16 protein-coding genes and 1 riboswitch are annotated in these 16211 nt (G+C 38.8%); of the genes, 15 read left to right on the top strand and 1 reads right to left on the bottom strand.

The window, feature by feature from the left end; translation table 11 throughout:
• Positions 1–15: 15 nt before the first annotated feature.
• The 4 genes from NST66_RS19495 to NST66_RS19480 all read left to right on the top strand — a co-directional run bounded on the left by NST66_RS19495 (position 16) and on the right by NST66_RS19480 (position 3940).
• On the top strand, positions 16–1632 hold the full coding sequence (locus tag NST66_RS19495; RefSeq protein WP_033579850.1) for an ATP-binding protein: 1617 nt from the start codon (positions 16–18) through the stop codon (positions 1630–1632).
• Positions 1633–1656: 24 nt separating this feature from the next.
• Positions 1657–2235 (top strand): SCO family protein, encoded by a 579-nt coding sequence (locus tag NST66_RS19490; protein ID WP_033579851.1) that lies wholly within the window; start codon positions 1657–1659, stop codon positions 2233–2235.
• A gap of 235 nt (positions 2236–2470) precedes the next feature.
• Positions 2471–3355 (top strand): SGNH/GDSL hydrolase family protein, encoded by an 885-nt coding sequence (locus NST66_RS19485; RefSeq protein ID WP_014458541.1) that lies wholly within the window; start codon positions 2471–2473, stop codon positions 3353–3355.
• A gap of 12 nt (positions 3356–3367) precedes the next feature.
• Positions 3368–3940 carry a YpmS family protein gene (locus tag NST66_RS19480; protein WP_028415126.1) on the top strand — a complete coding sequence of 191 codons (573 nt, stop codon included), beginning with the start codon at positions 3368–3370 and terminating at the stop codon, positions 3938–3940.
• A 32-nt stretch (positions 3941–3972) separates the two neighbouring features.
• Here NST66_RS19480 and NST66_RS19475 read toward each other — a convergent pair whose 3' ends face one another.
• Positions 3973–4728, bottom strand: coding sequence for a DUF4397 domain-containing protein (locus NST66_RS19475; RefSeq protein ID WP_014458542.1), 756 nt, complete (start codon positions 4726–4728; stop codon positions 3973–3975).
• Between the two features lie 214 nt (positions 4729–4942).
• Between NST66_RS19475 and NST66_RS19470 the strand changes: the two genes are divergently transcribed.
• The 11 genes from NST66_RS19470 (at position 4943) to ablB (ending at position 16157) form a co-directional block, all read left to right on the top strand.
• Positions 4943–5104 (top strand): hypothetical protein, encoded by a 162-nt coding sequence (locus NST66_RS19470; protein WP_168761226.1) that lies wholly within the window; start codon positions 4943–4945, stop codon positions 5102–5104.
• Positions 5094–5519, top strand: a complete 426-nt coding sequence (locus tag NST66_RS19465) for a hypothetical protein (protein ID WP_230624675.1) — start codon at positions 5094–5096, stop codon at positions 5517–5519. Before NST66_RS19470 ends, NST66_RS19465 begins: the two co-directional genes overlap by 11 nt.
• Before the next feature lie 87 nt (positions 5520–5606).
• Positions 5607–5780 (top strand): YjcZ family sporulation protein, encoded by a 174-nt coding sequence (locus NST66_RS19460; RefSeq protein WP_080518349.1) that lies wholly within the window; start codon positions 5607–5609, stop codon positions 5778–5780.
• Positions 5781–5933: 153 nt separating this feature from the next.
• Positions 5934–7334: an ATP-binding protein gene (locus tag NST66_RS19455; protein ID WP_028415123.1), complete on the top strand. Its 1401-nt coding sequence runs from the start codon at positions 5934–5936 to the stop codon at positions 7332–7334.
• 218 nt (positions 7335–7552) lie between these two features.
• Positions 7553–9022: an NAD(P)/FAD-dependent oxidoreductase gene (locus NST66_RS19450; RefSeq protein ID WP_155007690.1), complete on the top strand. Its 1470-nt coding sequence runs from the start codon at positions 7553–7555 to the stop codon at positions 9020–9022.
• A 603-nt stretch (positions 9023–9625) separates the two neighbouring features.
• A riboswitch (cyclic di-AMP (ydaO/yuaA leader) is annotated at positions 9626–9780 on the top strand.
• 180 nt (positions 9781–9960) lie between these two features.
• Complete coding sequence (locus NST66_RS19445) at positions 9961–11196, top strand: dicarboxylate/amino acid:cation symporter (RefSeq protein WP_033579852.1); 1236 nt, start codon at positions 9961–9963, stop codon at positions 11194–11196.
• A gap of 108 nt (positions 11197–11304) precedes the next feature.
• Positions 11305–12654: an aspartate aminotransferase family protein gene (locus NST66_RS19440; protein WP_034270780.1), complete on the top strand. Its 1350-nt coding sequence runs from the start codon at positions 11305–11307 to the stop codon at positions 12652–12654.
• Complete coding sequence (locus NST66_RS19435) at positions 12655–13356, top strand: CoA transferase subunit A (RefSeq protein WP_028415119.1); 702 nt, start codon at positions 12655–12657, stop codon at positions 13354–13356.
• Positions 13341–14003: a 3-oxoacid CoA-transferase subunit B gene (locus NST66_RS19430; RefSeq protein ID WP_029715086.1), complete on the top strand. Its 663-nt coding sequence runs from the start codon at positions 13341–13343 to the stop codon at positions 14001–14003. Before NST66_RS19435 ends, NST66_RS19430 begins: the two co-directional genes overlap by 16 nt.
• 13 nt (positions 14004–14016) lie before the next feature.
• Complete coding sequence (locus tag NST66_RS19425; protein ID WP_033579854.1) at positions 14017–15282, top strand: peptidase; 1266 nt, start codon at positions 14017–14019, stop codon at positions 15280–15282.
• Between the two features lie 26 nt (positions 15283–15308).
• The gene (ablB, locus tag NST66_RS19420) at positions 15309–16157 is read left to right on the top strand and encodes a putative beta-lysine N-acetyltransferase (protein WP_033579855.1); all 849 of its coding nucleotides are present in this window, start codon (positions 15309–15311) and stop codon (positions 16155–16157) included.
• Positions 16158–16211: the final 54 nt, after the last annotated feature.

Raw genomic sequence — 16211 nt, 5'->3', positions numbered from 1 at the left:
ATCCGGAGTATACCGATGAAAAAATATATTCGAAATTTGAGTGTGTTTAACAAAACGGTTTTATTTTCTACTTTAATTGTAGTTGCCCTTGGAGTCATTTCTTTAGCCATTAGCTATCAAGTTCAAAAAAAAATGGCAAAAGAGACGTTAACGCAGCATGTGTTAATTATGGCCGATTTATGGAGGGAGTCTTTATCTAAACAAGACGTAATAGCAGCAGTGGATTCAAGGAACGGGCCGATTCCTGAAAAAGACGAGCTAGAAAAGCAGTTCAGAAAGATTTATGAATTGCATCCGTCGTACTTGCAGGGATATATTATGACGACCGAAAAATTTAAATCGCATGGAAATAAGATTATCGTAACAGCGAATAAGAAAATTAAGCAATCGCTAGAGCCGTCCATGATTTATTATGGGGGAGAAGAATTTTACAAATCATTTAAGGAAGCAGAACGAAAAAAGAAAAATATCGTAACATCTACATACAAAGACGAATTCGGGACGTGGATAACCGTTTTATCGCCTATTACAAACAGCTCTGGAAAAGTTGTGGCTATTCTTGGTGTAGATGTAGATGCAAGCGCTATCTATATCTATCAAAAACGTTTAATTGTGTCTTTGGTCGTTGCGTTTACGCTTCTGTTTACCTTCATTATTGTGATTCAAGACTGGGGACTAAGGCGATTAATGTCGCCCCTTGGGGAATTAATAGAAGGAATTCAAGCGGTTAGTCAAGGGAAATTTGATGTGAAGCTGACACACGAAGATGATTCTGAGTTAGGGAATGTACACACAAGATTTAATGAAATGACCGAGCGGCTGCAGCAGCTTTTTCATCAAGTGTCAGTAACAAAAGAACACCTGAATGTAGAAACAGATCTCAGTCATACAAAAGACGGAATTACCAAAGCGATTGATGAATTGGAAGTTATTATGGAAAAAACGAGGATGCAAAAGGAATTGCAGCGAGCGGAGAAAATGAATGCAATTGGCCAATTAGCTGCTTCTGTAGCGCATGAAATTCGAAATCCTATGACGGTGGTAAAAGGGTTTTTGCAGCTGTTTCAAGATAACACAAAGCTTTCAAACACTGAATTAAGTTACATTCATCTTATGATTAATGAAATGGACAGAGCAGAAGCGATTATTCATGACTATTTATCGTTAGCCAAGCCGGATGTTCACCAGCATCGTTTTATTAACTGCTTGGAGTGTATTACAAGCTTAGTAGATTTATTATCTTCTTATGCTTTATTAACAAACAATATACTCATAGAATTAGACGCAAAAGAAGAGATGTATGTTCGCGGCAGCCGAAACGAATTGAATCAAGTTCTGCTTAATATTATGAAAAATGGAATTGAAGCCATGAGAGCTGGGGGAACGCTTCGAGTGGGGCTTTACAAGCGAGAAGGGCATGTACATATTCAAATTGAAGATACTGGTATAGGCATGACCAGTGAACAAGTGAAGCGGCTGGGAACAGCGTTTTATTCTTTAAAAGAAAAAGGAACAGGGATTGGTCTGATGGTTTCTTATCAACTGGTGGAACAAATGAATGGAAGAATTGAAGTGGAAAGCATACCAGGAAAAGGTTCAACGTTTATCTTGATTTTCCCTAGCTATGACTAAACTTTAACCGTGCAGGAGGAACATATGAAAAGCTGGTCTTATAAATTGTTTTTTTTACTGCTTATTAGTTGCATGATGTTAACAGCCTGTGGTTCCAAAATAGAAAATCCGCTTAATTGGAAGATGGACTCTTTTTCTTATGTTAACCAAGATCAAAAGAAAGTAGGGCTAAGTCAGCTGAAAGGGAACGTTTGGGTAGCTAACTTTATCTTCACAAGCTGCGAAACCGTATGTCCCCCAATGACGGCTCATATGGCTAAATTACAAAAAATGGCTAAGGATGAAGGCCTGGACGTTCACTTTGTTTCATTTAGCGTAGACCCTGAAGTGGACACTCCTCAGAAAATGAAGGACTATGCGACTAAATTTGGCGCTGATTTTTCGAATTGGGATTTCTTAACGGGCTATAAACAAGCGGAAATTGAAAAGTTTGCGCTGGATCAATTTAAGATGATTGTGAAAAAGCCGCAAGAAGATCCGCAGGTTATTCACGGTACGTATTTTTTTCTAATTGACAAAGATGGAGTGGTTCAAAAATCTTATCAGGGAGTGACTGATCCTCCTTATGATGATATGATAAAAGATATTAAAACCCTTCAGTAAGAGCTATAAAATCGTCAAATCTATCCGCTCACACAGCTATCTTTACAGTGATGTGTGAGCGGATATTTTTATGAAAGAAACATGCTTATCCTTTTTTTTACATATACTATATATAAGAAACGTAGTAAAATATCAACTTGACATAGTATGATAAGATATAAAGATATAGTTATTCAGAGCGGTAAGCAGTATTGCTTGTGACAGCGAGAATACAGCATAGTTAGTAGGTGTTATGATGAGAAAATGGAAAAGTATAGTGATAAGCAGTATGAGTGCGGTGGTGTTAGCGAGCTGTTCGACAACGACTTTTTTGCCAACGGACAATAAAGAAGAAGCCGTTCAGAAAGAAGTGGATTTAACACCTAAAAAGCATATTCCGAAAGGCTTTTTCCCTGTAGATTTAGATATTGTAGCCATTGGCGACTCATTAACTGAAGGAGTAGGAGATGAGTCTAAAAAAGGCGGTTATGTACCATACTTAACTAAATACCTTTCTAAACAAAATGAAGTGCAAAATGTACGAACAGAGAATCTAGGGAAAAGAGGAAATCGGACGGATCAGCTATTAGCGAGGTTAAATCAGCCGGGAGTAGCAGCTGAAGTATCAAGAGCAGACATCGTTTTCTTGACGATTGGCGGCAATGACGTGATGAAAGTGGTAAGGGATTACTTTTACAATATCTCAATTAAGACGTTTGAATCACAGCAGTCAAAATATGAAAAACGTCTAAATGACGTGTTTTCACGCATACGTAAGCTTAATCCTAATGCCCATATTTATTTAATCGGTTTTTATAATCCATTCTTTAAATCGTTAAGTGATGTGAAAGAAATTAATGTCGTTATTAATGAATGGAATGCGGCAAGCGAGAAAATTGCTTCTCAATATGATAATGTAAGTTATGTAAAAATTGATGATATTTTTTATGATTCTGACGTAAATTTATTAGGGAAAGACGAGTTTCACCCTAATAAAAAAGGGTACAAACTAATGGCTGAGCGCATTAGTAAATCAATGGAGGAAGAAGATCCTCTCGTTGGAGACCAGAAAAAGGAAACAGCAGAAGAAGTTACATCTGATGAAAAAGAGAAAAACACGAAAGAGAGTGGGAACGAGTAAGGAGATTGTTATATGAAGAAGTGGAAAACCCTATTTATCGCGTTATTAGGGATTAATGTTCTAGGGGCTATCCTTATTATTGCGTTTATTTTTCAACCGGTTGACAAGGTCAATCCAACTCCCTCTGAAAAAGTAGAAGGAGACGCAGAACTAACTATTTTGGCTAAAAAAGCGGACTTAAATGTACTGATTGATAAATATTTAAAAAAAGAATTTAAGAATCAGCCGCTTAACTACAAAATTACTCTTACCGATGTAGTAAGAGTAGACGGAACGATTCAAGTATTCGGCGATGATATTAATATTCGAATGACATTTGATCCGATCGTACAAAAAAATGGAGATATTGTGCTTGAACAGCAGTCACTTTCTGTTGGGAAGCTGCAGCTGCCTGTCCGCACAGTGCTTCGATACGTAAATAATAATTTTGCGCTACCAGAATGGGTAACAATCGATCCAAAGAATGAATCAGTATACGTAGCGTTACAGCAGATGAAGTTAGAGAGTGATTTTGCTGTAAAAGTACAAAAGTTTGATTTAAAAAATGATGATATTCGCGTACGTTTAATTTCGCGCAGTGAATAAAAAAAACCTTCCAATTTGGAAGGTTTTTTTTGTTAACGGTCTTGGGAAATCAGCGCTTCTAATGCAGGACGGTTTTTAGCAAATCCGACGGCATATACCGTATATGTTCGATTCGGGCGAAGGTTCAGTGCTGGGATTTCGAGTACTACATTTTTGGTTCCTGCTATGCGCACACTAAGTTGAACATGCATGGGGGATAAAGGCAAATATTTTGTGACTTCTTTGAACTGTACGCCAGAAAAAATGACGTCTCCACCTCTAGCCGCAATATCCACAGCAGGAGCATCAGGAGAAAGGTGCACAAACCGAAGCTTCGTTTCTCCACTTGGTACATCCGTATTGTCATAGATAAATAATAAATCAAGCTTGTTTAGCTCATCTACCGCCGCTACCGTGTAATTTTGGTTTCCTTCAAATGTAAATGATTCCGTTAAAACAGGTCTTCCCGTTTCTCCAGCGGGATAAATAGAAATTGTGTATCTTCCAGGTTCTTGTAATTCAATATAATCTGTTTCTTGTTTATAAGTTAAGTTGCGAATCACTCGTTTGTTGTTAATATAAATATCTACAGATGGAGAATCTGGAGAAGCGTGAAGTATACGAATTTGCGGCGGATTTACGCGTAAATTCGTATTTTCAGAAGAAGTTAAGATGGCCTGCTGGATATAGTACAAATGCTTTTGATAATAATGAATATGCTTAGATGGATCACTATACTTATAGTAGTTAGCTAGAAAATCGTATTTCATTGCTTTTTTAATATATTGATCAAAGGAATAATTAGCCATATGTTCAGCTCCCTTATTGTCGGAGTATAAAAACATTTCCATACGTAACCAAACATATGCTAAAACTCATAATTTATGCCGATCACTGATCACTCCCGAGACCTCCAAGAAGAAACAATGAGCCAAACGCCCTCTATGTGCATATACTGAATCAAATTATTGACTGAAGGCTTATTGTACGACCGAATTTAGTATAGAAAAAAGGAGTGAGAGCATGCGTGATTTTTATGCTCGGATGCTACGGTTAATCATGTTAAGTTTTTTACTGCTGCTACTTTTAATTCAATTTACAGAGCGCTCTACTTCATTTAATCACATTACCCCCGCGCTAAATAAAGTAACCGAGCGAATTGAGATGATTACCTATGATCAATAAATGTATGTTTTCTGCGTTTCGATATGTACTTGTTCTTTATGCAATTTGCTTTACATTTTTATTTGTTAGTACAGTTCCAAGCCTATTTGGTTTCACCGTGACCGTTCAAGAAACGGATTATCACCACCTGCATCGCGGAGATATAGTTGTCTTTAGAGACGAATCATCTTCTTCAAAGAATGAACTTGTACTGGCCCATAATCAAGACCCTGATGTACTGGTTACAGCTCAAAGAAATTCTTTGCCTGCTTCTTTTAAAGTGATTGGAAGCTACGCATACCATCTCCCGTATATAGGGGTCATTATTGAGTTTATGAAAGATTTTACTACGCTACTGGTGATGGGCAGTATTTTACTTTTGTTGTTTTCGTATACGCTGCAGCCCAAAAGGCGAATATGGCGTAAGAGAAAGTAAAAAATGGGCGAATGCACATACAGGACAATCAACTAACGCATATAAAGTACAGTGTACGAAATGAAAAAAACAAGAGGAGAGATTGCTATGTATAACTACGATTGTTACGACCCATGCCATCACGGAGGCTATCACCACCTATATGATACTTGCCACTATCCAATTGGCGGTTATCATCATTGCGGAACGGGCCAGTCATTTGCATTAATTGTTGTACTATTTATTTTATTAATCATCATTGGCTGCACTTGTTTTTGCTGATTAGGTCTCATTTGCTCGCATGTGCGAGCTTTTTATAAAAGATGGAAAAGGACAAACTTACATATAAATTGTTTAAATAATAAAAAAATTTTGCCAAATCAACATTTACCATATTATACTATAGCTAGTAACTCAATAAGCGAAGGTGAATATATGGAAAAGGAAAAAGTATTTCAACAGCTATTTTCAATGTCATTTACACCAATGCTCGTAATGAATATGGATGGCGATATTCAAATTTTAAATGAAGCTTGCTGCCACCTTTTTAAAACGACGGAGGAACGGCTTCTTTCCTGTAATGTATTTGAAGAGCCAAATCGCTTTTTTATTGAAAAGCATGAAGTGGAACCGTTAAGAAAGCAAGAGGAAGAAGTTGTTTTACTTAAGAAAAAAGTAGATCAGCAGTTTCCGATGCATATCCATATTCAGCGCACGGAAGAAGATATTCCGCTCTTAGTTGTTCAGTGGAAAGAGTTTTCCTCAAGTATTGAAAAGCAAGAGGAAGTCATTCGGAAAATGAAGCAATATAAGCAGTTTGTCCAGCAGAGTCAAGATGCATTTATTGTAACGAGAGAAGGCAGAATTCAATATTTGAATCCCGCTGGTGTTAAACTTCTTGGCGGCGAGAAAAAAGAAGAGTATATCGGGCGTCCTTGGCTTCACTTTATTCACCCCGAACATTTAGAAATTGTAAAAGAACGAATGGTTCAGCTGATGAATGGAATGTCCGTGAGGCCACGTGTTGATGTGAAACTATTGACTAAAAAAGGGGTCGTCATTATTGAATCTTCGGCAACCAAAATTAAGTTTGAAGGACAGGATGCCATTCAGTATATTATTCGCGACGTAACGGATCGAAAAAAATATGATGAAATGGCAAGCAAATCTGAAAAGCTTACAATGGTGAGCAAGCTAGCGGCAGGAGTAGCACATGAAATCCGTAATCCAATGACGGCGATTAAAGGGTTTATTCAGCTGCTAAAAGCATCGAAACAGTATAATGAAGAATACAATGATATTATGCTTGAAGAATTGAATCGCGTCGAATCCATTATTCAAGAATTTTTAACGCTGGCCAAGCCTAAAATTGAAAATTCATACCATCCGAAAAGTCTCAATCAAATCATACGTCACGTGACATTACTATTAGATACACACGCCAATTATAAAAATTGTCGTATTATTAATGAGATTAGTGATGAGATTACAATCTTTTGTGAAGAAAATGCGCTTAAACAAGTTTTTATTAATTTAATTCAAAATGCGCTTGAGTCAATGAGCAAAGGTACAGTTAAAGTTACCGTTGAGAAAAGAAATGAATACGGCATGGTCATTATCGAGGATGAAGGATGTGGAATTGATGAGCAATCTTTAGCTCGGCTAGGTGAACCATTTTATTCCACCAAACAAACAGGAACTGGGCTAGGATTAATGATTAGCTACCGAATAATCGAACAGCATCAAGGGCATATTTCATTTGCGAGTAAAGTAGGAGTAGGAACAAAAGTAGAAATTGCTCTTCCGTATATTAAAGAACCAGTGAACATTTCGTAGCGCTTGCTATTCGTTCGCTGGTTTTTATTTGGTTGAAATAAAAACGAATGTTTTTTATTTTTTTTTATTTTAATGTTCGTGTATATTGTTGACTAAAGGGTTTGTTTTTGATATATTATCAAATGGCTAGAAAATAACCGAATGATAATAAAAAAAGAAAATTCGGTCAATAACTTTTATCTTTTACCCAAAGAAAAAAGATGATGGGAGAATGTACAATGAACTCAAATTATGATGTTATTGTGGTAGGGGCAGGACCCGCTGGAATTTTTACTTGCTATGAGCTAACGTTAAAATTACCGGAAGCAACTATTTTGTTAATCGATAAAGGACACGATATCTATCGACGTAATTGTCCGATTCTTCAGAAAAAAATTGAAAAATGTCCGCCTGCAGTTGGCAGAAAAGAGTTTGCTGGCTGTTTGCCTGCTTGTTCTATCACAAATGGTTTCGGTGGAGCCGGCGCATATTCAGACGGGAAGTTTAATATCACCAGTGAATTTGGAGGCTGGATGACGGATTATCTGTCTGAATCACAGGTGGTAGATTTAATTAAATACGTGGATGAAATTAATTTAAAACACGGAGCAACCGATACGATTACGGATCCGTTAACTGATAAAGTTCGTGAAATTGAAAAACGCGGATACGCAGCAGGATTAAAGCTATTGCGTGCCCAAGTGCGTCATTTAGGAACAGAGCAAAATTTAGAAATTTTAAAAAGCATTTATGAATACTTAAAAGAAAAAATTGATATGCAGTATAAAACGGAAGTAGCCGATTTAATAACAGAAAAAGAAGATGGTCAGCATATCGTACGCGGTATTGAATTGAAGAATGGTGACAGAATTACGGCTGATAAAGTCGTGGTTTCACCAGGTCGAGACGGCTCGAAGTGGATGAGCGACTTACTAAAAAAACGCCGTTTGAAAATGATTAACAATCAAGTAGACATCGGTGTTCGAGTAGAAACATCTAACGTTGTTATGGAAGAAATCAACAAGCACTTGTACGAAGGGAAATTTATTTACAATACGTCTGTAGGTACAAGAGTCAGAACGTTCTGCAGCAATCCTTCAGGGCATGTGGTAGTAGAGAATCATTCAGGGATTATGTTAGCAAATGGACACGCATACAAAGATCCGAAGCTTGGAAGTCAAAATACGAACTTTGCGCTGCTTGTTTCTCATAAATTTTCGGATCCATTTGATCAGCCGAACGAATATGCGCACGAAGTGTCAAGATTAGCTAATATGCTGTCAAACGGAGGCTTAGTTGTTCAAAAGTATGGAGATATTTTAAAGGGGCGCCGTTCAACAACGAATCGAATTAAAGAAGGCTTTTTAGAACCAACGTTAAAAGAAGCTGTCCCTGGTGATTTGGGTTTAGTGCTTCCATACAATACAATGAAAAGCTTAATTGAAATGACAGAAGCACTGGATCATGTAACGCCTGGGTTAGCATCTGAACATACGCTGTTTTACGGTGTGGAAGCGAAATTTTACTCCGCCCGTCCGAAGTTAAACGATAAGTTTGAAACTGAAATTTCCGGTTTATACGTGGGAGGAGACGGAGCTGGTATTACGCGAGGACTCGCGCAGGCAAGTGCGTGTGGTGTGTGGGTAGCTCGTGACATTGTTGAAAAATTAAAGAATCGTAAAGCAAGTTCTGAACCTGTTACTGTATAAAAAAAAGAGGCCGTCACGGCCTCTTTTTTTTATGGGTTAAATAACGAGAGGGAATAAGTAAAAAGTAAAGAACTTGTACCGTTCCAACTCCGATAGTTTTATATGATAATTACCCGCTCCTTTTTTAAAAGATAGTAGGAAATCTATACTTCTATCTTGAGCAGAATTAAGTAGAATAAGGGGAATTGATAATGTCGATTTCTTCGCATCAATAAAGTCAGTGAAATTTTAAGGAGTGTATATCAAGCAGTACAAGGATAAAATCAACAGTTGGAAAGAGTTATTTTTTTGATAAGTAAAATATTTATGGAAGCAGTAAAGTACATGGATGTTAGAATAATTATACATATTTATGAATGATATTAATGAGAAGAAAGTTCACTTTATAAACTATTTTTTGAATTAATTTTTTATTCATTAGATTGTAAGTCTTGTTAAATAGGTGTTTTTAGTTTATTGAAATATGATGTAAATATTTTAAAATATAACAATTCTCAACTTTTTACGATAAAATCATGCATTATTTTTGAATAAAAACTTGACAGAAACATATAAAATGAATTTTAATTAAAGTAACAATTATTATCATGCAAAAATATTAAAGAAAATTATTTGCTTAATCTCTTTTGTTTTATAAGAGAACGGAGGACCCATATTTGTGCGTAATGTACTTGGGGTGAATCTTGAATGAATCAAGTAGGGTAACTCACATACCCGAATCCGACAGCTAACTCCGTAAGCATTCAGTGAGGGAATAACAGGTCTATGAAACCATGATATTCTCATGGTTTTTTGTATAGCTAAAAATATTCCTAAACTATTAATCTGAAAATTTTTAATATATTGTATATTTTGAGTGTTATCGCCCTCAATGCATGGTAAAATAAGTATGGTAGTTAGAATCATTCTAATATAATTTATTTACGGGAGGTAAATCTATGAAGCTATCGACAAAGATTATTATCGCGCTAATTGCTGGTGCTATTGTAGGAGTGTTAATCAATGCTTTTGCTCCAAGTGCTTTTGCTCCGCTGGACAAGTACTTGTTTACACCGCTTGGCCAAATTTTCTTAAGCTTAATTAAAATGCTTGTTGTACCAATTGTGTTTTTCTCTATCACGTTAGGTGTAGCAGGTTTAGGAGATCCTAAAAAATTAGGAAGAATCGGGGCAAAAACAGTTTCCTACTTCCTAGTGACAACAACCGTTGCAATTATTATCGGTTTAATTTTAGCGTATGCAATTAAACCGGGTACATTTGGATCTTTTGATACACAAAACGCTTCTTTTGAAGCTGAAAAAGCACCACCTGTTGGAGAGACATTCTTAAATATGATTCCAGTCAATCCAATTCAAGCGATGGCTGAAGGGAATATGCTTCAACTTATCGTTTTCTCTATCTTTATCGGTTTTGGTATCACGATGCTTGGAAGTAAAACAAAAGGACTTTACAATTTACTTGAGCAAGGAAATGAATTGATGATGTACCTTGTGAATCTAGTGATGAAGTTTGCTCCGTACGGAACATTTGGGCTTCTTGCAACCGCGGTTGGAAGTCAAGGCTGGCAGGCAATTAAAGCGATGGGGCTATACATGATTGTAGTCGTGCTCGCGCTGTTCATCCATTCAATCGTAACATATGGGGGATCAGTCGCTCTTATGGCCAGACGTAACCCTATTGAATTTTTTAAGGGGTTTGCTCCTGCGATGACAGTTGGATTCAGTACATCAAGCAGTAATGCAACGCTTCCGATTTCAATGAATGTGGCGCAAAAAAATCTTCGTGTCCCCGAGTCTATCAGCAGTTTTGTTCAGCCATTAGGTGCAACTATTAACATGGATGGAACGGCAATTATGCAAGGTGTAGCGACTATTTTTATTGCGCAAGTATACGGGGTTGATCTGTCGTTGGGCGCTCTTGTGACGGTTGTGTTGACAGCGGTGCTTGCTAGTATTGGTACAGCAGGCGTGCCGGGAGTTGGTCTTATTATGCTAGCGATGGTACTGAGTTCGGTTGGCCTGCCTGTAGCAGGTATCGGATTAATTATCGGAATTGATCGCTTGCTTGATATGCTTCGTACGTCTGTAAATATTACAGGAGACGCTGCGTGTGCCGTTATTGTGGCTGAGTCAGAAGCAAAGCGTATCGATAAATCTGTAACGCAATCAGCTTAATATGTGTAAAAGCTCTAGCTATATGCTAGGGCTTTTTTTATTGGCAAGAAACTCTTCTTTTCAGCATACAGTTTAATAAGAGTGTGTGTTTGAAAGGAGAGTGCGGAAATGAATAAAACCCATGTGATAAAGCCGCTGCTCGACGACGACTACCCAGTTATTTCATATGGAAAAGGAATTTATTTGTACGACCAAGATGGAAAAAAGTACATAGATGCTTCGTCAGGGGCAGTTACAGCAAGCATCGGACACGGCGTAAAAGAAATTATTGATGCGATGACGGATCAGGCACAGAAAGTTGCGTTTGTATATCGGTCGCAGTTTACAAGCGATCCGACGGAAGCCTTAGCTAAGAAACTATGTGAATTAAGCAGCAATCATTTCCAGTGGAGCTTTTTTGTTAACAGCGGGACAGAAGCGACTGAAACGGCTATGAAAACAGCCATTCAGCATTTTCAAGAGCAAGGAAAGCCAACCAAAACAAAGGTTTTGTCACGCTGGATGAGCTATCACGGTATTACAATAGGAGCGCTGTCTATGTCAGGGCACGTTGGAAGACGAAAACGTTTCTCGTCTTTGCTTGAAGATTATCCTTCGGTTTCACCTCCTTATTGCTATCGATGTCCGTTTCATCAAACCTATCCATCCTGTAATCTTGCTTGTGCACACGAATTGGAAACAGTTATCAAACGAACCGGCCCTGAACATATTGCTGCTTTTATTACAGAGCCCATTGTAGGAGCTGCCGGAGCAGCTCTCACACCTCCACCCGGTTATTATGAAGTGATAAGAGAAATTTGTGATAAATATGATGTGTTATGGATAGCCGATGAAGTCATGACTGGAGTTGGGCGTACAGGCGTGATGTTTGCATATGAGCACTGGGGAGCTAAACCAGACATCATGACGCTTGGAAAAGGAGTGGGAGCAGGATATACACCGATAGCCGTTACGTTAGCTAGCAGCAAAACGATTGAACCTATCATGAACGGATCCAAATTAATTATGAGCGGCCATACGCTAAGCGCTAATCCGCTGTCAGCCGCTGTAGGGCTAGCTGTCTTAGCCTATATTGAAAAGAACGATCTTGTTCAACAAGTAGCGCTGAAAGGAGACTATTTAGTAAAAAAATTGAAGGAGCTTCAACTTCTTTACCCTATCATTGGTGATATTCGTGGCAAAGGCTTACTAGTTGGTCTTGAGCTTGTACAAAATCCAAAAACGAAGGAGCCTTTTTCATCCTCCGAAAATATGACGGCGCGCGTAATAAGTAAAGCCCATAAAAATGGTCTTCTCCTTTATCCTTCACAAGCAGGAACAGATGGAGTAGAAGGAGACGGTATTATTATTGCGCCACCATTTACGATTACTCATCGCCAACTTGATGAAGCGGTCGTGTTGCTTTCGAAAACATTGTATGAAGTACAAAATGAAAAACAGGGAGATGAGGTGAAATAAGTGACAAAGGTCGAAAACTCATTTCAAAAGATTACAACTGTGGAACAAGCAATTGAATACGTGGATCATGCTGCTACGCTGATGATAGGAGGGTTTGGAGGCGTAGGCAGTCCGCCTTCTCTCATTGACGGCCTTATTGAAAGCGAAAAATCAAATTTCACACTGATATGCAATGATTCAGGCTTTCCTCATATTGGTGCGGGAAAATTAGTAAGTCAAGGAAGAATTCAAAAACTGATCGCTTCTCACATTGGATCGAATCCTGTGGCTGGAACGCTGATGACAGAAGAAAAGCTGAAAGTTGAGTTTTCTCCTCAAGGAACGCTTGCTGAACGGATTCGAGCGGGGGGAGTTGGACTTGGAGGAGTACTGATTGATGTAGGAATAGAAAATGACATTATTCAATTTGGAAAAGAAAAAGTGGAAGTAGACGGCAAGACATTTTTAGTTGAAAAACCGCTCACAGCCGACGTGGCTTTTGTATATGCAAAAAAAGCAGATCCATTCGGCAACTTGCTCTATGATAAAAGCGCTCGAAACACTAATCCATTAATGGCTATGGCAGGTCGTATAACTATTGCTGAAGTGGAGGAAATCGTTCCTCTTGGCGACATTGACCCAGAGAATGTGATGACGTCAGGCGTATTTGTGGATTATATTGTGCCTTCAAAAGGAGTGAATTGGAAATGGGTTTGGGAATAGATATTCGTCATCGTATTGCAAGACGTGCTGCGGCTGAAATCAAAAACGGCATGATTGTTAACTTAGGGATTGGCATTCCTTCTCTTATTCCTAATTATGTACCAAGCGCTGTTCATGTGATGTTTCATGCTGAAAACGGAATTTTAGGGTTAGGATCTTCGCCTCCTTTAGGTGAAGAAGATGAGAATGTCTGCAATGCAGCAGGCTATCCAACAACTACTGTTCAAGGGGCTTCATACTGTGATAGTGCTACAGCCTTCGCGATGATTCGAAAAGGATACGTCGATATGACCATTCTTGGTGCGTTAGAAGTGAGTGAAAAAGGGGATTTAGCTAATTGGATTGTGCCAGGTAAGCGAGTTCCTGGGATGGGAGGAGCGATGGAATTAGCTCAAAAAGCGAAAAAAGTCATTGTGCTAATGAATCATACGAGCAAGACAGGAGAACCAAAACTGGTCAAGACATGCTCTTTACCTCTTACTGCTTCGGGCTGCGTGGGATTAGTTATTACGGATCGGGCGGTTTTTAAAGTAGAAAAAGATGCGCTTCTTCTAACCGAGTTAATGTCTCCTTATACCGTAGAGGATATTTTGAGTTCAACAGAAGCGACAGTTCGCCTGAGTGATCAATTGATTACGATACCATAAGGAGGACCATTACATGAACATACAGCAATCTATTCATAACTGGATGACAGAGCATCGTCAAAGTGCAGTGCGTTTACTCAAGCGTTTCGTAGAAGAAGCAAGCGTACAGGGTTCTGAAAAGCATGCGCAGGCAATTGTCATTGAACGCCTTCGACAGCTGCAGTTAGATATTGATATATGGGAACCAGACGAAAAAACACTTCGTACCCATGAAGCTTTTGCCTCCAACCGTTCTAGTTTCCGAGATAGCCCGAATGTGGTAGGCGTGTTAAAAGGAAAAGGTGGGGGAAAATCCATCATTTTAAACGGACATATTGATGTTGTGCCTCCCGGCGATCTTTCACAGTGGAAGGAAGACCCTTATACGGCCGTTGTAAAAGATGGAAACTTATATGGGCGCGGTGCAACAGATATGAAAGGAGGGAATGTGTCGTTACTTTTAGCGATTCAAGCATTAAAAGAGCTAAGTATTTCATTAAAAGGAGATGTTATTTTTCAAAGCGTAGTAGAAGAGGAAAGCGGAGGGGCAGGAACACTTTCCTGCGTGCTTAGAGGGTATAAAGCAGATGGTGCCATTATTCCAGAACCAACCAACATGAAGATCTTTCCTAAACAGCAAGGGTCGATGTGGTTTCGCGTGACCGTACATGGAGTAGCAGCACATGGAGGGACTCGGTATGAAGGCGTGAGTGCCATTGAAAAAGCAGCTGTTGTGCTTAAACATATTGAGGGTCTTGAAAAAGAGAGAAACAGCCGAATTACAGACCCGCTCTATAATAAAATTCCCATTCCCGTGCCCATTAATATCGGAAATATACAAGGAGGAACGTGGCCTTCTTCAGTTGCTGATCAAGTAGTATTAGAAGGCAGGATAGGAGTTGCTCCGCATGAAAAAATGAAAAATGTCAGAGCGGAAATGAAATCGTGGCTTGAACTTTTGCCTCAGTGTGATGAGTGGTTTGCTGAGCATCCTGTCGACTTGGAATGGTTTGGGGCCCACTGGCTTCCTGGTGAAATTGAATTAGAGCATCCGCTTATGACCTCTCTTTCGTCCTCTTTTTATCAAGTGAAACAGAAACAGCCGATCATTGAAGCATCTCCTTGGGGAACGGACGGAGGGATATTGTCACAAGTTGGAGATATTCCAACAGTTGTGTTTGGACCAGGAGTAACAGAAGTAGCCCACTTTCCGAATGAGTATATTTGTATTCAAACGATGCTTGATGCAGCAGAAATTATTGCGCTCACCGTAGCAGACTGGTGCAGTATTGCGGACTAAGCTAAAAAGGGAGAGGATACAAACAAATGGCGAAACAAGAAACTATTTGTCAACCAACCTTTGCTATGACTCTTTTTTTAGATGAATGTAACAAGCGTCTGAGAATGGATGATTACCGGGGAAATGTGAACGATATTTGCAGCTATATATATAAAGAAATTGATAAGGTAACGTACGAAAAGTGGATTATAAAAGCACGTGCCGAACATCTGTTGGACTGGATGAGCTTGGGATTTTCTTTAGAAGCAACTGTTCCCTACTATTTTAACGGAAGCGACGCGTATCTTTTATGCTACTATACGTCTCAATCCCGCCGAGACAGCGGGGAGACGTTAAAAGAAACAGAGCTGCTTCAAGATGTTTTGAATTTGCCGACATCTGATTATTCTCCTTTATCGAATCAACTGATCATGCGCCGAGCCATTTCATCTGACGCTAAACAACTTTCTCAGCTCTACCGTCAAATCTTCACAGTGTATCCGACTCCCCTCTATGAAGAAGAGTATCTCTCTAGTTTGCTTCAAGAAGATAGTTTGTTTTATATCATCGTTGACAAGAACGATATCGTTAGCGCTGCTTCTGCTGAAATTGACTATGTCTATCACAATGCTGAACTAACGGATTGTGCGACTCTCCCTGCTTACCGAAAGTATGGATTCATGAAGCATTTATTAAGCGCACTAGAGGCGGAGCTAAAACAGAGGCATATTTTTTGTGCATACACAATAGCGAGAGCGCTTTCATTTGGGATGAATGCCGCTTTTCATCAGCTTGGGTATACCTATACGGGACGGTTAACGAATAATTGTTACATTTATAAATCGTTAGAAGATATGAACGTATGGGTGAAGGATCTATCAAAAAGTAAAGGATGAGAAATAATTAACCAATTTATGGGCTGTAACATATAACAATAGTAAATCTTCATA

It is taken from the genome of Priestia sp. FSL W8-0524 (assembly GCF_038005965.1).
Classification (GTDB): Bacteria; Bacillota; Bacilli; order Bacillales; family Bacillaceae_H; genus Priestia; species Priestia zanthoxyli.
This window is presented reverse-complemented; position numbering and strand designations above follow the sequence as displayed.